Raw genomic sequence first — 17494 nt, forward strand, 5'->3', positions numbered from 1 at the left:
GGACGTGACGGACCGAACTCTCGAACTCGCGCTGCGCATCCGCGCCGACATTGATCAGGCGATCAAGCAGCTGGGCGCGGCCGAGAAGAAGGTCGAGGACGTCGGCAACGCGACCGCGAAGGCCGACGCCAAGATGCGCAAGGCCGACATGGGCGGCACCGCGGAGCGCCAGGCCAAGCAGTTGGAGAAGGCCGCACGCAGCATCGGCAACGCCGCCGGCGAACTCGCCCGCGGCAACGTCACCGGGGCGACCGACCGCCTGGCCACGGGAGCCGGCCGCGCCGCGCTGGCCTTCGGTGCCTTGGGCATCACGGTGGCGGGCGTTGTCGGCGCGATCGGGCTGTATGCCGGCGCGATGTACCGCAGCTACCAGGAGCAGCAGGCGTTCGAGCGCCTACTGATCTCCACCGGCAACACCCTGGCGCTGACCGCCGGCGGCATGGCGGACATGCGCGACGAAGTCGGCCGCGCCACCGGCGACTACGCCGGCGCCAAGGTCGCCCTGGTGGGCATGGCCACCTCCGGCGCGATCGCCGCCGACATGCTGGAGACCGCGGCCGGTGCCGCGGTCAACCTGGCCGCGCTGACCGGCGACTCGGTGGAGAGCACGACGGCCAAGATCATTGCGCTGGCGAAGGCGCCGAGCGCGCAGCTGGCCGAACTCAACCAGCAGTACCACTTCCTCACGCTGTCGGTGTACGAGCACGTGCGCTCGCTCGAGGAGCAGGGCCGCACGCAGGAGGCGGCCGAGGCCGCGGTGCAGGCATTCGCCGATGTGCACGAGCAGCGCGTGCAGGAGGCCTACGAGCGCGCCGGCACGCTGGAGCGCGCGTGGATCGACGTCAAGCGCGCGGTGCGCGACGCCTGGCAGTCGATCCTGGACGTAGGCCGGCCGGATAGCCTGGCTGACATCTCGCGGCAGATCGCGGCGCTCGATGCGCAGCGGCGCAAGCTGGTCAGCACGGCCAGCCCGACCGACCACATCAGCCAGGACCAGATCGCGCGCCTCGAGGGGCGCATCCTGGTGGCCCAGGAGAAGTTCAAGCAGGCGTCGCTGCAGCAGGGCGCGGCCGAGCGTGACGCGGCCGGGCAGCGGGCGAACGACATGGCGATCGCGCTGGACCAGGAGGCGGGTCGCTACGACGACGGCGAGACCAAGCGCGCGAAGCGGATCGTCGACGCCCGGGCGCGCGCCAATGCCGCGGTGGCCGAGGCCATGAAGGCCGGAACCACGGACCTGATCGCCAAGATCCGCGAGGACGAAGCCCGGATCGTCGCCGGCATCGAGGGCGAGGCGAAGACCAAGGCGCCGCGCACGCCGCGCGCACAGCGGGCCGGCCCCGACCCTGACGTCGCCGCCGCGCGAGAGCTGGCCAACCTGCAGAAGCAGGTCGCGATGCTGGGCGAGCTCGAGGAGGGCGAGACCCGGGCCAGCGAGGCCGCGCGGATCCGCTACGAGATCGCGGAAGGTGCCCACCGCAACGCCAGCCCGGTGCTGCAGGCGCAGATGCAGGCCGCCGCCCTGGACCTGGACAACGGCCGCAAGCAGATCGACCTGGCCAAGGAGCTGGTCGACGTCAAGATGCGGACGATGATGCTGTCGGGCCGCGGCGACGAAGCGCAGCTGCAGCGGGTCACCGAGGAGCTTGAGAAGACGCGCCAGAAGGCGCTGGAGCTGGGCCGGACCGCCGAGGCGGTGCAGATCGGCGAGCTGATGGAGCTGGAGAAAGCTGCAAGCCAGTTGCGGCAGGTGCAATCGGCGCTGACCGCGTCGAATGCGCAGTACTCGGCCGAACTGGAGCGCATCAACATCCTGCGCGAGAACGGCCTGATCAGCAGCATCGAAGCCCAGAGGCAGGCGCTCGACGCGCAGCTGATGCGAATCGCGGCACTGCGGGAAGAGATCCCGGTGCTCGAGGCCGTAGCCGCCGCCTGGGCACCGGGCCCGGAGCAGGAGGCATTGTTCGCCAACCTGGCCCGCCTGAAGAATGAGCTGCTGGACCTGGAAACCCAGGGCTCGCTGCTGCAGGTGACCTTCCGCAACACCTTCGAATCAGGCCTCACCGATGCACTGGAAGGCCTGGCCAGCGGGACCATGTCCGTTCGCGAAGCGGTGATGGGCCTGATCGGCGACATGGCCGCCGGCATGGCGCGCCTGGCCGCCCAGCAACTGGCCTCGATCGCGACGGCCAAGCTGATGGCGGCCGTGTTCGGCAACGGCGAGGGCGGCGCCGGCGGCGCCGACGTGGGCGCCGGGGCCGACAAGTTGCAGAGCGCCGCCGTGCTCACCGCCGTGGGCGGCGGCGCGGTGATGGCTGGCGCGCGCCAGCTCAGCACCTCGGCCCAAGAGCTGATGGCGGCCGCCACGATGATGATCGTGGCCAACAGCATGGGCGGCTTCGCGGAGGGCGGCTTCACCGGCCACGGCGGCAAGTACCAGCTGGCGGGCTACGTGCACCGCGGCGAGTACGTCATGCCCCAGGAGACCGTCCGCCGCTACGGCCTCGATTACATGCGCGCGATCCACATGGGCGCCGCCCCGCGCCACGACGTCGGCGCCGCGCCGGCGGTCATGACCAGCCCGCGGTACAGCTTCGCCGGCGGCGGCTTGGCCCGCGACGCGATGCCGGCGCCGCAGTTCAACCTGCGTGTGGTCAGCGCCCTGGACATGGAAACCCTCGCTGAGCGCCTCGGCGAGACCCGCGCCTTCGAGCGCACGGTTGTGCACAACGTGGTGCGCAACAAAGACACCATCGACGCGAGCTGACATGGCCTTCGAGATCTCCCACACCGATCAACTTGGCGCCACGGGCTTCGCCCACAAGGAGCTGCTGCTGCGGATCCAGGCGCTGGCCGAACTCAACGGCTGGGTGACTCTCCGCCTCGACCAGGTGAGCGAGAACCACGAACTCATCCTGAAAGGAGAGGGTCTATCCGGTGAAGAAGAAATCTTCGTCGGGTTTCGCTGCTATCAGGACAGCTTCGCCGACTACTACAACATCGCTGTAGCCGGCTTCGCGGGGTATGTCCCTGGCAATGCGTGGGCGGCGCAGCCGGGCTTCCTGGAAAGTGGCGTCCCGGCCCATAACCAGCGCATCGACTACTGGTTGACCGTCAATGCTCAACGGATCGCGTTGGCGATGAAGGTTGGCACGCCGGTCTACGAGAGCTGCTATGTGGGCAAGATCCTGCCGTACGCCCGCCCCGGGGAGTTTCCGTACCCGTTGTGCGTTGCGGGCATGCTCAATGGCGCAGCGGCCGTGCGGTACAGCGAGATCAGCCACACCATGCCGTACAAGGGCAACCGCGTGAACCTGCGCCTGCGGTGGCTGGATGGCACCTGGAAACAACCGCTGACGCACCCTTGGAACAACGCGTGGATCGGCGGGGCTTCCTCGCAGCTGCGGGACACCAACGGGCAGTACCCAATTATGCCGGTGGTGCTGTGTGAGGCAGTGCCGAATGTCTTCGGCGAGCTGGATGGCATCGGCTACGTCTCCAACTTCAACAACATCGTCGAGAGCGTCGTGCAGGTGGGCGGCACGCCCGTGGTCGACAACCCCGCCTGGACTGCCCAGGAGCGCGCCGAGGCCATCGTGCTGGCCGGCGGCGTGCCGTGGGTGTGTCTGCAGGACGTCGCCCGCACCAGCTTCAATGACTACTACGCGATGAGGCTCGACTAATGGCGTACATCACCGGCACGGCGCTATCGCTCGCCGACCTGGTTTCCGTGATCCACGCGGCTTGCGTTTCCAACGGCTGGACGCTGGCAGGCAACGTGCTGTCGAAATCCGGCTGTTTCGCGGAGGTGATGCTGGCCAACAACGGAGAGACCGGCGCACCACCGAATGGGAATGTTCGGGTGCGAGTGGGAAATGGCATCGATGGAAGCAACGAGCTCGTTGACACGCCGTCCGGGCACGGCCTGTTGGGGCCTCTGCGTGCAGCTTCTGGCACCTCGTATCCGGATTGGGATTGGCCGGCTACCTACCACATCCATGTCCTCGATGCGCCTGATGAGGTGTACGTGATGGTCAATTACGAAGGTGGCCTGCGTTGGCAGAACCTTGCGTTTGGCCGGAGCCCGGCCCCTGGCAATGCGGGAACCGGCAACTGGTTCAGCTCCATGATGGGTCGAATTGGCCGCACCGATATTTACCGCACTGTGAACCACTTCAACTTCGGTCCTCATGGGTCGCTCATTCACGGGTCGCAAGGGAATATGGGCGGGCCGGCGTTCTTCTTTTCATTCACCGGCGCAAATAGCACCAACTCAAACCTTGGTTCTCAGATGCACGGGGCTTTCGATGACAGCAACGGCAGCGTTCCGGCTTGGAGTAGCGAGACCAACTGGTTTTCAGGACTCGCCAACGAACGTATGGCGTCTGGGATCGCCGGAAACGGCGAACTGCTGGCCTACCAGCCGAGCGCTGCCAATTTTGCGTCTGTGCTTGTTCGGTGCCAGATCATCCAGCGGCGCCCGGAGCAGAAGACCAGTCTGATCGGTGAGCTGCGGCATCTTCGCTGGATTCGCAATGATTTCATTAGCGATGGCGACGTCCTTACCCTGGGCCCGGACCGCTGGAAGGTCTATCCGATGCACCGGCGTGAACCCGCAGCGCGGAACGCCAACAATGGCGCGGTCAGTCGCTTGGACCACAGCGGAACGATGGCGATGGCGATCCGCTACGACGGGCCCTGACTATGCCGATCCGGACCGGCTATGTGGTGGCATCGGCGCGCGGCGGCCTCGTCAATCCGAATATCTCCGGCGACGTCGGGGCCTTCGAGTTCGAAGGGTGGTTGCCTCGCACTTGGGTGGTGGGTGGACAGCCCGGATTGGACGCGGGCAGTCCGCTCCGAAACCTGCCCATCCGTCCAGCGGCCACGACCAGGGCGGGCTATGCAGTTGCCTCGTACCTGCAGGATTTCTACTTCCGCATCCACGTGTACCCACGCCTGCTTGAGCTCGGCAACCTTGTCACGCAGCAGGTACGGCAGGTTGCTGTCTGGAATGCTTGGCCCGATTCAAGCCGCCAACTCATCGACACGCCTGTTATTGGCGGCAGCGGTATCACGGTCACTGGGCCGGCACCATTGCCGCTATCGTTCCGGCCACTGCAGGAGCGCATCTTTGATGTGGTCGTAAACACCGCAGGCGCGCCGGTGATCGACGCCATCCTGACCTTCGAGTTCGCCGGCCTGGACGGTATTCCGGTCACGATCACCGGCCGCCGCCTCCAGGCTTGGGCGTTGCCCGCCGACTGGGGCAGCAACATCGAAGAGGAGCTGTCCTGGCTCACTCAGATCCAGCAGGCCGTCGACGGCAGCGAAGACAGCGAGGCCCTGCGCGAGGCACCGCGGCGCCAGTGGGAGTTCGACGTCGTGGCCGATCGTCGCGAGCGGCGCATCATCGAGAACGCCGTCTACGACTGGGCCGCGCGGATCTGGGCGATGCCGGTCATGCCGGACCGCAGCGAGCTCGCGGCCGACCTGCCGGCAGCCAGCGAAGCGATCGCGCTGGATCATGCCCACCTGGACTACGTCGCCGGCGGCCTCGCCATGCTGTGGGGCGACCTGCAGCGCTACGAGCTCGTGGAGATCGCGACCACCGAGCCCGGCGTGCTGGGCCTGGCACGGCCCACGCTGCAGCCTTGGCCCGCGGGCACTCGCGTGTATCCCTGTCGCGCGGCGCGGCTTGCCGAGGCGCCCACGTGGCGCCGGCGCAGCGACCAGGTCATCACCAGCCGGGTGCGGTTCGAGGCTTCGGAGCCCTGCGACTGGCCAGCGGTGGCGCCGCCGGCCATGTACCTGGGCTACCCGGTGCTGGAATGGCGGGCCGACGAGTCCGACGATCCCACCGCGTCGTCGCTCCGTGCCGTGGAGATCCTCGACGGCGACGTCGGCCTGGTGTCGATCGACGACATCACCGGCCGGGCGTGGGCGCAGCAGTCGCATGACTTCACCCTGGCCGGGCGTTCCGAGCGTTCGGCCCATCGCAGCTATCTCTACTGGCTGGCCGGCCGCTACCAGCGCCTCTGGGTGCCGACCTTCGCCGACGACGTCCAGCAGCTCGAGCTGCTGACCAGTGGCGTCTCCACACTCTTCGTCGCGGCCGCCGGCATCACCGCGCACCTGCGCCAGCAGCCCGGTCGGCGCCACCTCCGCATCGAGCGCAATGACGGCACCGTGCACTACCGCGAAGTGCTATCGAGCAGCGAGCTCGACGCCGATCGCGAGCTGCTGCTGATCGACAGCCCACTGGGCGCGGACCTGGCGCCCGAGCAGGTGCGGGTGATCAGCTGGATGGCGCTGTCCCGCCAGGCATCGGACCGCGTTGGCATCACCCACATCACCGACAGCGAAGGCGCGGCGCGCAGTCGCCTGTCCTTTGTCACCGTGGGAGCACACGAGCCGTGAGCCTGCTGAGCCGCCACGTCGAGCTGTACGAGGTCAACCGCGGCCCGAAGGTGATGCGCTTCACGCCCGAAGACCGCGGCGTGGAGTTCAACAGCCAGTTCTACGACGCCGCGGCCGGCCTGAAGCGCGGGCGTATCGCGCAGACCGGCAGCGAGGCGCGCAGCGAACTGGGGCTCGACGTGCCCCTCGACTTCCCGCTGCTGTCCTGGTTCCGGCCGTTCCCACCATCGGAGCGCGTGCAGCTGCGGCTCATCAAAGTCCGCAAGAGCGACGGCCATACCCGCCTGCTGTGGAGCGGCGTTCTGGCCGAGCTGCGCGACAGCACCCACAAGGCCCACATCCGCTGCCAGACGCGCCTGGCCACGATGGCGACGGCGGGCCTCCGGCGCTGCTGGCAGGTGGCGTGCCCGCATGTGCTCTACGGCCGCCAGTGCGGGGTTGACCAGAACGCGTTCCGGGTCGATGCCACGCTCTTCGGAAGCAGCGCCTACAGCGTGCAGTCCGCAGCCTTCGCCGCGTACGCGGATGGCTGGTTCAGTGGAGGCTTCATCCGCTGGCAAGTGGGCACCGACATCGAGCACCGTTTCGTGGTGCGGCACGTGGGCGACACGCTCCATCTGCTGACGCCCTCGGCGCTGCCGGTCGGCACGGTCGTGGCGTCGTTCCCAGGCTGCGATCGCTCGATGCCCACGTGCCACGAGAAGTTCAACAACTCGCTGGACTACGGCGGGCAGCACACCATCCCTCGCGACCACCCGTTCGACGGGCATGCGGTGTTCTGATGGATCCCGGAACCTGGTTCTACATCGCAATGCTCGTGGTCAGCCTGGTGGTTCAGGTGGCCATGCGGCCGAAGATCGAGCACGCAAAGCCGCTGTCGATCGACGATCTCAACGTGCCTGGCGCGGAAGAGGGTCGCGACATCTCGGTGGTGTTCGGCACCTGCTGGATCGAGGACTTCAACGTCCTGGACTACGGCGACCTGCGCAACGAGCCGCCGATCAAGGCGAGCGGCGGAAAATGACCCGGATCGTGGCCACTATCGCGCACGCCCGTCGGGCCAGCCTCGCCGGCCAGGGCGTGCTGTGCGCGCCGGGCCTGCGCGCCTGGGCGCAGCGGCATGGCATCGATCTGCGGAGGGCCGCTTGCGAAGGTTTGCCGGTCGAAGAGCTGGAACGCATCGGCGACGCATTCTCCCTGCGCGTGGCGGCGATCGCTCGGGCCGAGCGCGAGGACCAGGAATGAAGCGCCCGGTCCAGGAACTCGTCAGCAGGCTGCTCGTGGCCGTTGAAGCCCTGTCGCCCGGTCGCCGCAAGGCGGTGTCGCTGCTGACCATGCTGGTGGCCGCTCTCGGGGTTCTGGCCGTCGCTTGGCTCGGCAAGGTCCTCGCCGCCTGCCTGGGCGCGCTGGTGCTGGCGGCGCAGCTGCTGGTCTACCTCGACACCTTCCACGGCGTGCGCCCGCGCCGGCCCACCTGGCTGCGCCGTCGCACGCCGATCCGCATCCGACAAAGGCCGCACTGATGGGCAAGAGCAGCAAGCCGACGATCGGCTACTGGCACCAGCTTCTGCTGTACATCGGCGTCTGCCACGGCCCGGTCGACGCTCTGCGCAAGGTCGAATGGGGTGGCGAGGACGCCTGGGAAGGCAACCAGACCACCAGCGGCGACATCTTCATCGACAAGCCGGAGCTGTTCGGCGGCGAAAAGAAGGAAGGCGGCATCAAGGGCACCTTGAGCGTGCGCATGGGCGAGCCGACGCAGATGCCGCACTTCCGCATGCTCGAGCTGCGGCCCGGGCCGTGGCCGGCAGCGCGTGGCCTGATGACGCTGGTCTATGACGGCATCGTGGGCGCGTTCTCGCCCTACGTGAAGACCTGCCGCTGGCTGGTCTCGCGCTGGTTCATGGGCTGGGAAGGCGCGGTCTGGCAGCCGACGCTGTGCAAGATCGGCGAGGGCATGAACGCGGCGCACCTCGCCTACCAGACGCTGACCCACACCGACTGGGGCTACGGCGCCTCGCCCGCCGACATCATCGACGAGGCCAACCTGCTCGGGATGGCACAGACGCTCGCCGACGAAGGCTTCGGGCTGTGCCTGAAGTGGAGCCGCAGCGAGTCCGTCGGCACCTTCCTGACCCTGATTTGCAACCACGTCGGAGCCCAGTGGGGCGTGCGCGACGACAAGATCGTGTTCACGCTCTACCGCGGCAACTACGACGTCGAAGCCCTGCCGCTGATCGACGAGAGCAACATCGTGTCGCTCGAAGAGTGGTCCGACCCCCTGGTCACCGGTGGTGCCGTCAATGAGGTGACGGTCGTCGGGTTCGATTGCATGACCGGCAAGGACATTGCGCGGACCTATGCCAACCTGGCATCGATCCAGGCGACCGGGCAGGTGGTTTCGGAGAAGATCCAGCTGCCGGGCCTGTGGAACCTCGACCTGGTCGACCGCGTGGCGGCCCGCGAGTGCCACGCAAAGAGCATGATGCCGCAGCGAGTCAAGGTGACCGTCAAGGCGAGCGCCGGCCCCTTCGTCCGCGGCGAAGTGCGCGCCATCTCCTGGGCGCGGAAGCAGGTCCACCGCATGCCGGTCCGCGTCGAGGAGATCGACGAAGGCACGCTCACCGATTCGGCCGTCACGCTGGTGCTATTGCAGGACGTCGCCGGCATGGCGCAGACCAGCTACATCGCCGACGTGGGGACCGGCTGGGTGGCGCCCGACACCACGCCACGGCCCTTGGACCCGGAACACGTCTACGAGGCCACGTACCGGGACCTGGTCGGAATCATGCGGCCGGCAGACCTGGCTATGATGGGCGACGAGGCCGGCTACCTGGTGGCAGTGGGCGCCCGCCCCGTCGGCCCGGCCTACAACTTCACCCTGTTCACCCGCACGGCCAGCGCGCCTTTCGCCGAGGTCGGATCCGGCGACTTCAGCCCCAACGGCGTGCTGGCCAGCGGCCTCGGCCCGACGGCGACCCTGATCACGCTCAACAGCCACCGCGGCCTGGCCGGGGTGGCTGTGGGCGAGGAATGCATCATCGGCGGCGTCGAGCACTGCCGGGTGACATCGATCAATGCAGGCACCGGCGAGGTGGGCATCGCCCGCGGCTGCGTCGACACAGTGCCGCGATCGCCCGGACACGTCTCCGGCACGCTGGTGTGGTTCCCCGACACGTATCACGGCTACGACCCGACCGAGTACCTGGACGGCGAGACGGTCGACGCCAAGCTGCGCACCCGCACCAGCAGCGGCACGCTGGCCGAGGCCGAGGCGGTCACGCGCAGCGTCGCGATGGCGGGCCGCCAGTTCCGCCCGTATCCACCGGGTCGGCTCCGCATCGAGGGCCAGGCGTATCCCGCCACGGTGACCGGCGCATCCATCACGGCCGAGGTCGCTGACCGCGATCGTCTGCTGCAAGCCGACCAGCTGGTGGACAGCGACCAGGTCAGCATCGGCCCCGAGCCGGGCACGACCAAGACCTTCCGCTGGTACCTCGGCGGCGTGCTGGCCCGCACCGAAGCGGGGGTGGCCGGCAGCAGCGACACCTTCATCCCCGCCGGCGCCGGTGTGGTCCGGGTCGAGGTGGAGTGCGTGCGGGACGGCGCCACAAGCTGGCAGGCGCTGTCGCACGAGTTCGGGTTCCAGCCCGCGTGAGGCCGCTTACGACATAGAACAGGGCGCCGAGCCGGCACGGGAATGCCGACTCGGCGCCGCAGTACACGCGCTTGACCGCGTGCCATTGGCCGAGGCCCTGCCACCCCCGCGGGAGTGCAGACACCTTGGCCCAGTGACATCGCAGAGGTTGAGACCGTGCCGAAAACGAAAACGCTGTTCCCCTGGCCTGGCGGAAAGACCAGGCTGCTGCAGCACTTGCTGCCGCTGCTCTCTGACAACCCACACACCTGCTACGTCGAGGCCTTCGCCGGCGGCGCGGCCGCACTGTTCGCCCGAGAGCCGGCGAAGATCGAGGTGCTCAACGACACCCACGGGGAGCTGGTCCGGCTCTACCGGGTCGTGGCCAACCACCTGGACGAGTTCGTCCGGCAGTTCCGGTGGGCGTTGACCAGCCGCGAGATGTTCCGCTGGGCGCAGCTGCAGCACGTCGACACGCTGACGGACATCCAGCGCGCGGCGCGGTTCTTCTACCTGCAGCGATTGGCGTTCGGCGGGAAGGTGTCAGGGCAGACCCTGGGCGTCGGCCCAACCGGCGCGAAGGGCATCAACCTCCTGCGCCTCGAGGAGGACTTGAGCGCTGCCCACCTGCGCCTGCACCGCGTCGTGATCGAGTGCCTGCCCTGGCAGGCATGCCTGGCCAAGTACGACCGCCCGGGCACGCTGTTCCTCCTGGACCCGCCGTACTGGCAGACCGAGGGCTACGGGGGCGACTTCCCGCTCAGCGAGTACGACCAGCTGGTGGAGGTGATGGCTGGCCTGCAGGGCCACGCCATCCTGACCATCAACGACCACCCCGACATGCGGGAGCGGTTCGATCGCTTCCAAGGGCGGACGGTTCCGATCAAGTACACCATCGGCGGCGGCAAGGGCGTCGCCCGGCGGGAGCGCATCTACACCACCTGGGAGCGTGGGCGGCTGGCGTGAGCCAGGTCACGACCGCGGGGCGCTGGCGGTGGCAGGGTGGACACCTGCCAGCAACCGGGGCCTCCCGGGGCGTCGCAAGGATGCGGCGCTGCTGGCAACTGGCGGCCGCTGATAGGATGCGCCCAGAGCAATTACCTTGCGTCGGCGGCAATTCTTACGTGACGCCATTTATCTCACCCGAGGCGCCGATTTATCGCGCGCCGTTACAGCGACGCATGATCGCCCTGCTTGAAGCCAGGCGCGCCGGCCTGCTGCGCCCGGGCAACTGGCCGCGCAACATCGTCGCCGGCCTGATCGTCGGCGTCGTCGCGCTGCCGCTGGCGATGGCCTTCGCGATCGCCTCGGGCGTGAAGCCGGAGCAGGGCCTGTACACGGCGATCATCGCCGGCATCGCGGTGTCGCTGTTCGGCGGTTCGCGGGTGCAGGTCGCCGGCCCCACGGGCGCCTTCATCGTCATCCTCGCCGGCGTCGTCGCCCAGTTCGGCGTCAGCGGCCTGCTGGTGGCGACTCTGATGGCAGGCGTGATCCTGGTGGCGATGGGGTTGGCGCGCCTGGGCGCGGTCATCCGCTTCATCCCCGACCCGGTGATCGTCGGCTTCACCGCCGGCATCGCGGTGATCATCTGGGTGGGGCAGTGGCAGTACTTCTTCGGCCTGCCGACGGCGGGCGAGGGCCCGTTCTATCTCAAGGTCTGGCAGCTGCTGCACGCATTCACGCAGTTGCACATGCCCACCGCGCTGCTCGGCCTGGGCAGCCTGGCCCTGGTGCTGTACGGCCCGCGGATTCCCGGCATGGCCCGCGTCCCGGGACCGCTGCTGGCGATGATCGCGGCCACGGCCGTGGTGGTGGCGTTCGACCTGGCGGACGTGGCCACCATCGAATCGACCTTCGGTGCCATCCCGCGCGCGCTGCCGACGTTCGCGGTGCCGTCGATCAGCTTCGACGATGTGATGCTGCTGCTGCCCTCGGCGTTCACCATCGCCATGCTCGGCGCGATCGAGTCGCTGCTGTCCGCGGTGGTGGCCGACGGCATGGCGGGCACGAGGCACGACTCCAACCAGGAGCTGATCGGCCAGGGCATCGCCAATATCGTCTCGCCGCTGTTCGGCGGCATCGCCGCCACCGGCGCGATCGCCCGCACCGCGACCAACATCCGCAACGGCGGCAACGCGCCGATCGCCGGCGTCGTGCATGCACTGCTGCTGGTCCTGATCCTGCTCGTGATCGCCCCCTACGCCGGCAGGGTGCCGCTGAGCGCGCTGGCCGCGATCCTGTTTGTCATCGCCTGGAACATGAGCGAGGCGCCGCGCTTCCTGCGCATGGTGCGCCAGGCGCCGCGGGCGGACGTCGCGATCCTGCTGATCACCTTCGGCCTGACGATCCTCACCGACCTGGTGGTGGCGGTGAACATCGGCGTGATCCTGGCGATGATGCAGTTCATGCGCCGGATGAGCTCGGCGGTGGAGGTGGTCGAGCACAAGCAGGCCAGCCTGCGGCAGGAGCTGGACGCCGCCGGGCTTTCAGCCTTGCCGACGGACGTCGCGGTGTATTCGATCGACGGACCGTTCTTCTTCGGCTCCGTGGATTCGCTCGAGCGCGCGCTGTCGTGGTCGCACGATGCGCCCCGCTACGTGGCGCTGCGCCTGGAACGGGTGCCGTTCATCGATGCGACCGGCCTGAAGCGCCTGGAGTCCACCATCGGCCACCTGCGCGCGCGCGGTGTGACGGTGCTGCTCAACGGCGCCAACATGGGCGTGCTGCGCAAGCTGGTGCGCACCGGTATCGTGGGTCGGGATGATCCCGGCGGCTACTTCAAGGACCTGTCGGATGCGCTGCTGCACGTCGAGGCGCAGCGGGCCGCTGACGGAGCGTCGTCGGCGGCGGAATAGCCGCCCGGCACTGGTGACGGTTTCGCGAGTTGTTGGAAGGCGGATGGCGCTGCGGGGTGACGGGTCGATGGGTACTCCGTGGGCTGTCCCGCTGCGCGGGCCTTTATGCCCACTGCGTACCCATCAACCCGCCATGGGGGACACCTTCACGGTCGTTGAGAAAAGCAGCGGGGAGCCGCGACGTTTCTGCTTTTCCCCACCCGCACACCCTCCGCCTCCGCCAACCAAAGGCCCCGGTTCTTACAGGACTTCGGAAGCGTAATCCGCCAGACGCGAACGCTCACCGCGCCGCAACGTCACGTGCGCGCTGTGCGCCCAGTGCTTGAAGCGGTCGACGGCGTACGTCAGGCCCGACGTCGTCTCGGTCAGGTAGGGCGTATCGATCTGCTCGACGTTGCCCAGGCAGACGATCTTGGTGCCCGGACCCGCGCGCGTGATCAGCGTCTTCATCTGCTTGGGCGTCAGGTTCTGCGCCTCGTCCAGGATCAACCACCGGTCGAGCAGCGTGCGGCCGCGCATGAAATTGAGCGAACGGATCTTGATGCGCGATGCCAGCAGGTCGTTGGTGGCCGCGCGTCCCCAGCTGCCCCCTTCCTTGTTGTGCGGCAGCAACACCTCGAGGTTGTCGGTCAGCGCGCCCATCCAGGGCGTCATCTTTTCTTCTTCGGTGCCGGGCAGGAAGCCGATGTCCTCGCCCACGCTGATCGTGGCGCGGGTCATGATGATCTCGCGGAAGCGCTGCGCGTCCATCGTCTGCGCAAGTCCAGCGGCCAGCGCCAGCAGGGTCTTGCCGGTGCCCGCGGTGCCGAGCAGGGTGACGAAATCGATCTCCGGGTCCATCAGCGCGTTGAGCGCGAAGTTCTGCTCGCGGTTGCGGGCGACGATGCCCCAGACCGCGTGCTGGTGGCTGCGGTAGTCGTCGACGATCTGCAGCACCGCGCGGTCGCCTTCGATCAAAGCCACGCGGAACTCCGCCTCTTCGTCGCCGGGCAGGTAGAGGTACTGGTTGGGATGCCAGTCGTCGTCCTCGCTGTGGCGCAGTTCGTAATAGGTGCGGCCCTTGTCGGTCCAGGACTTGAGGTCCTTGCCGTGGCGCTGCCAGAAATCCTCCGGCAGCGCGGTGGCGCCGGTGTAGAGCAGGCTGAAATCGTCCAGCGCGCGGTCGTTCTCGTAATCCTCGCTTGGGATGCCGGCGATCGCGGCCTTGATGCGGAGGTTGATGTCCTTGGAGACGAACACCACCGGGTCGCTGGAGCCCTCGCGGCGCAGGTCCAGGATCGCGCCGAGGATGCGGTTGTCGGGCGCGACCGCGCCGAAGGAGGTCTTGTCCTCTTTCGGCATCGTGGTCTGGAAGCGCAGCACGCCGCTGGCGCCGGAGCCACGCAGCTGCACGCTGCCCGGGCGTTCGAGCCTCAGTCCCGACGCGATGCGGTCGGCGCCCTGGGCCTCGATCAGCTCGTTGATGAAGCGGCTGACCTGGCGCGCGTTGCGGCTGGCCTCCGTGGTGCCCTTCTTGCCGTTGTCGAGCTCTTCGATCACCTGCATCGGCAGGTAGACGGTGTGCTCCTCGAACTTGAACAGCGCCGTGGGGTCGTGCATCAGCACGTTGGTGTCGAGCACGTAGATCCGCTTGCCGTGGTTCATCGCGGTGTGGGTCCGTCCAGGGGTGGGTGGCGGGGTCGGGGTGTGCTGGCGCAGGCGCAGGCGCGGCCCGCCGCGACCCGCGTGGCGGGGCAGCGTAGGGCGACGGGGTGGCGCTGGGTCACTTGGCGCCGGCTTCCTTCAGCGCTTCAAGCACGGCCGCGGCGTGCCCGGGGACGCGCACCTTGCGCCATGCGCGCGCGATGCGCCCCTTCGGGTCGATCAGGAAGGTGCTGCGCTCGATGCCCACCACCTTGCGGCCGTACATGTTCTTTTCCTTGATCACGTCGAAGGCGCGGCACAGGGCCTCGTCCGCGTCGCTGACCAGGGGGAAGCCGAAGCCTTGCTTCGCGCAGAAGTTGTCGTGCGACTTCACCGAGTCGCGCGAGACGCCGAGCACGTCGGCGCCGAGCGCATCGAGTTCCGGCAGCAGGGCGTTGAAGTCCAGGCCCTCGGTGGTGCAGCCGGGCGTGGAGTCCTTGGGATAGAAGTACAGCACCAGCCAGCGGCCGGCGTGGTCGGCCAGCGTGGCGGTGGCGCCGCCGGAGAGCTGCAGCGGGAGCTTCAGGGTGTTGCGGTCGAGTGTGTCGCCTTCGTTCATTTCGATCCCTGCGCGCTCAGAACTTCATCGGGTCCATGATCGCGTCGAGGTTGAGGTGGTCGCAGAATTCGAGGAAGTCGTCGCGCAGCGCAGCGATGTGCATGTCCGCCGGGACGCCGATGGTGACCTGGGCCGAGAACATGTCGGCGCCGGTCTGCATGGCGCGGTAGCGCGAGCAGTGCAGGCTTTCGATGGTGATGCCCTGGCGGTCGAAGAAGTCGGCGAGCTGGTACAGGATGCCCGGCTTGTCCGACGCCACCACCTCGACGATGTAGGGCAGCAGGTTGGACTGCACGGGCTTGGCGCCGGTGCGGTACCAGACCAGCTTCAGGTCTTCCTCGCGCTCCAGGCGCGAGAGCATGGCCTCGAGCTTGGCGACCGCGTCCCAGGAGCCCGTGGCCAGCGCGGTGACCGAGACGTCGCGGCCGACCGTGGACAGGCGGGTGTCGACCAGGTTGCAGCCGCTGTCGGCGATGCGCCGCGACACCGCCAGCAGCGGCGAGCGCGGATGCGTCGTATAGGCGTTGATCAGGAGGTGGTTCTCGGTCGGCGCGGGCCGGGTTGTATCGGTGTCGGTCAAAGCGGGGTCCACGGAGGTGCTGCGATGGCGGGGGAGCCGGGTTGCCGGCTGCCGTGCGGCCCTGGACGCGGGCGCTGTGGCCGCCCTGAGGCTGCGGCCAGCATACTTGCCCGTGCTTCGAAGCCGCAAGTAAGATCATGGCGCTGCGCCGACCCTCGCGCGGCCTCCCACACGGCTTCCCGACGCAGGCCCAGATTGCACCTTTCCGGCAGCATCACCGCGCTGGCGACGCCGTTCACGGCCGCCGGCGGACCCGATACCGACGCATGGCTGTGCCTGGTCGACGCCCAGCTTGCGGGCGGCACCCAGGCCCTGGTCGTGGCCGGCTCCACGGGCGAGGCCGCCGCGCTGAGCGGCGCTGAATACGAAACCCTGCTGCGCGCCGCCGTCGAACGCGTCGCCGGCCGCGTGCCGGTGATCGCGGGCACGGGGCAGTCGGGCACGGCGCACACCATCGAACGCACCCGCCTGGCCGCTGCCTGCGGTGCCGACGCGGCGCTGGTGGTCACGCCGCCCTATGTGCGCCCGACGCCCGCGGGCCTGCTCGCGCACTACCGCGCGGTCGCCGACGACGGCGCGCTGCCGGTGGTCCTGTACAACGTGCCGCCGCGCACCGGCTGCGACATGCAGCCGGAGACGGTGGCCGGACTGGCGGCCCACGAGGCCATCGTCGGCATCAAGGAAGCCGTCGCCGACGCGGCGCGCGTACGCGCGCTGCTGCCGCTGGCCGGCCCGGGCTTTTCGATCCTCAGCGGCGACGACGGCAGCGCGGCGCGCTCGATGCTCGCCGGGGCCGACGGCCTGGTCTCGGTGGCCTCGAACGCCGCGCCGGCGGCCTTCCGCCGCCTGTGCGACCTTGCCCGGGCCGGCGATGCCGCGGGCTGCGAGGCGCTTGGTGCACGGCTGGCCGCGCTGATCGACTTCTGCGGCGTCGAGTCCAATCCCATCCCGGTCAAGGCGCTGCTGGCGCGGCGCGGCTTCGGCCACCGTGACGGCATCCGCCTGCCCCTGCTGCCGCTTTCGGCGGCCCACACGGCCGCGGCGGATGCGATCGCCGCCAGCCTTGCATCACTTGAACAGACCTGTCGCGACGCACTCGCGGCCTGAACCGTTTTCCCAGGAGACATCCATGCAGCCTTCCCGTTCCATGCTCCGCCCGGCCATCGCGGTCGCCCTCGTCACCGCCCTTGTCGCCACCGCCGGCTGCAGCTGGTTCCGCAAGGACAACGCGCTCTACGCGCCGGCCCCGCAGGACCGCCCGCTCGAGGTCCCGCCCGACCTCGACCGCCCCGACACCAGCTCGGCCATGGTCGTGCCCGAGTCGGGAACCACCAGCGTGACCCGTTCGACCATGGACGCGCCGACCGCGGCGCCGCAGGGTGCGGGCAGCGGCTTCAACGTGGCTGCCCCGCGCGACGAGGTCTTCCAGCGCGTGGAGCCTCTGCTGGCCGGGATCGAGGGCGTCACCGTGGTCAGCAAGGCGCAACTGCTGGGCACCTATGACGTCGACGCCGGCGACAGCAGGTTCCTGGTGCGGGTGTCGCAGTCGGGGGAGGGCACCTATGTGTCCGCGGTCGATCCGCGCGGCCTGCCCGCGACCGGCGAGGAGGCGGTGCGCGTGATCGAAGCGTTGCGGGCAGGGCTGGCGCAGTAATCCGCAGCACGGCGCAAGACCTCGGGCGCGGTCCGGACACGGGCCGCGCTTTTTTTGCGCGCCATTGAAAAAACTCTCGGGCGCCGGGTGCCAAGGCCCTTGAGTG

Annotated in this window: 16 protein-coding genes; 13 read left to right on the forward strand and 3 right to left on the reverse strand. The window is 68.7% G+C overall.

The window, feature by feature from the left end:
• Nucleotides 1-4 precede the first annotated feature (4 nt).
• The 11 genes from E2169_RS00730 (at nucleotide 5) to E2169_RS00780 (ending at nucleotide 12912) form a co-directional block, all read left to right on the forward strand.
• The gene (locus tag E2169_RS00730) at nucleotides 5-2767 is read left to right on the forward strand and encodes a phage tail length tape measure family protein (protein WP_132984711.1); all 2763 of its coding nucleotides are present in this window, start codon (nucleotides 5-7) and stop codon (nucleotides 2765-2767) included.
• A gap of 1 nt (nucleotide 2768) precedes the next feature.
• Nucleotides 2769-3683 (forward strand): hypothetical protein, encoded by a 915-nt coding sequence (locus tag E2169_RS00735; RefSeq protein ID WP_132984712.1) that lies wholly within the window; start codon nucleotides 2769-2771, stop codon nucleotides 3681-3683.
• A complete protein-coding gene (locus E2169_RS00740; protein ID WP_132984713.1) occupies nucleotides 3683-4702 on the forward strand; it encodes a hypothetical protein in 1020 nt (339 codons plus the stop codon). Before E2169_RS00735 ends, E2169_RS00740 begins: the two co-directional genes overlap by 1 nt.
• Before the next feature lie 464 nt (nucleotides 4703-5166).
• Entirely contained in the window at nucleotides 5167-6420 is a 1254-nt protein-coding gene (locus E2169_RS00745; RefSeq protein ID WP_132984714.1) for a hypothetical protein, read from the forward strand.
• The gene (locus tag E2169_RS00750) at nucleotides 6417-7202 is read left to right on the forward strand and encodes a phage BR0599 family protein (RefSeq protein ID WP_132984715.1); all 786 of its coding nucleotides are present in this window, start codon (nucleotides 6417-6419) and stop codon (nucleotides 7200-7202) included. Before E2169_RS00745 ends, E2169_RS00750 begins: the two co-directional genes overlap by 4 nt.
• Nucleotides 7202-7444, forward strand: coding sequence for a hypothetical protein (locus tag E2169_RS00755; protein ID WP_132984716.1), 243 nt, complete (start codon nucleotides 7202-7204; stop codon nucleotides 7442-7444). Before E2169_RS00750 ends, E2169_RS00755 begins: the two co-directional genes overlap by 1 nt.
• The gene (locus tag E2169_RS00760) at nucleotides 7441-7665 is read left to right on the forward strand and encodes a hypothetical protein (RefSeq protein WP_132984717.1); all 225 of its coding nucleotides are present in this window, start codon (nucleotides 7441-7443) and stop codon (nucleotides 7663-7665) included. Before E2169_RS00755 ends, E2169_RS00760 begins: the two co-directional genes overlap by 4 nt.
• On the forward strand, nucleotides 7662-7943 hold the full coding sequence (locus E2169_RS00765) for a hypothetical protein (RefSeq protein ID WP_132984718.1): 282 nt from the start codon (nucleotides 7662-7664) through the stop codon (nucleotides 7941-7943). Before E2169_RS00760 ends, E2169_RS00765 begins: the two co-directional genes overlap by 4 nt.
• The gene (locus E2169_RS00770) at nucleotides 7943-10078 is read left to right on the forward strand and encodes a hypothetical protein (RefSeq protein ID WP_132984719.1); all 2136 of its coding nucleotides are present in this window, start codon (nucleotides 7943-7945) and stop codon (nucleotides 10076-10078) included. The genes E2169_RS00765 and E2169_RS00770 overlap by 1 nt, the downstream gene beginning before the upstream one ends.
• Nucleotides 10079-10234: 156 nt before the next feature.
• The gene (locus E2169_RS00775; RefSeq protein ID WP_207918341.1) at nucleotides 10235-11023 is read left to right on the forward strand and encodes a DNA adenine methylase; all 789 of its coding nucleotides are present in this window, start codon (nucleotides 10235-10237) and stop codon (nucleotides 11021-11023) included.
• A gap of 215 nt (nucleotides 11024-11238) precedes the next feature.
• Complete coding sequence (locus tag E2169_RS00780) at nucleotides 11239-12912, forward strand: SulP family inorganic anion transporter (RefSeq protein WP_132984720.1); 1674 nt, start codon at nucleotides 11239-11241, stop codon at nucleotides 12910-12912.
• Nucleotides 12913-13152: 240 nt separating this feature from the next.
• On the opposite strand, the gene E2169_RS00785 is transcribed toward E2169_RS00780, so the two are convergent.
• From E2169_RS00785 to E2169_RS00795, 3 genes are all read right to left on the reverse strand, one after another.
• On the reverse strand, nucleotides 13153-14556 hold the full coding sequence (locus tag E2169_RS00785; RefSeq protein WP_132984721.1) for a PhoH family protein: 1404 nt from the start codon (nucleotides 14554-14556) through the stop codon (nucleotides 13153-13155).
• Nucleotides 14557-14674: 118 nt separating this feature from the next.
• Nucleotides 14675-15154: a peroxiredoxin gene (locus E2169_RS00790; RefSeq protein WP_132984722.1), complete on the reverse strand. Its 480-nt coding sequence runs from the start codon at nucleotides 15152-15154 to the stop codon at nucleotides 14675-14677.
• Nucleotides 15155-15170: 16 nt separating this feature from the next.
• Complete coding sequence (locus E2169_RS00795) at nucleotides 15171-15863, reverse strand: glycine cleavage system transcriptional repressor (protein ID WP_188726142.1); 693 nt, start codon at nucleotides 15861-15863, stop codon at nucleotides 15171-15173.
• A 66-nt stretch (nucleotides 15864-15929) separates the two neighbouring features.
• On the opposite strand from E2169_RS00795, the gene dapA reads away from it, so the two are divergent.
• Together dapA and E2169_RS00805 are read left to right on the forward strand one after the other, a co-directional pair.
• Nucleotides 15930-16841 carry a 4-hydroxy-tetrahydrodipicolinate synthase gene (gene dapA / locus E2169_RS00800; RefSeq protein WP_132984723.1) on the forward strand — a complete coding sequence of 304 codons (912 nt, stop codon included), beginning with the start codon at nucleotides 15930-15932 and terminating at the stop codon, nucleotides 16839-16841.
• Nucleotides 16842-16863: 22 nt separating this feature from the next.
• Nucleotides 16864-17388, forward strand: a complete 525-nt coding sequence (locus E2169_RS00805; RefSeq protein ID WP_132984724.1) for a hypothetical protein — start codon at nucleotides 16864-16866, stop codon at nucleotides 17386-17388.
• The last annotated feature ends 106 nt before the right edge of the window (nucleotides 17389-17494 follow it).

The sequence above is a fragment of the Luteimonas terricola genome (genome assembly GCF_004352845.1).
Lineage (GTDB): Bacteria > Pseudomonadota > Gammaproteobacteria > Xanthomonadales > Xanthomonadaceae > Luteimonas > Luteimonas terricola.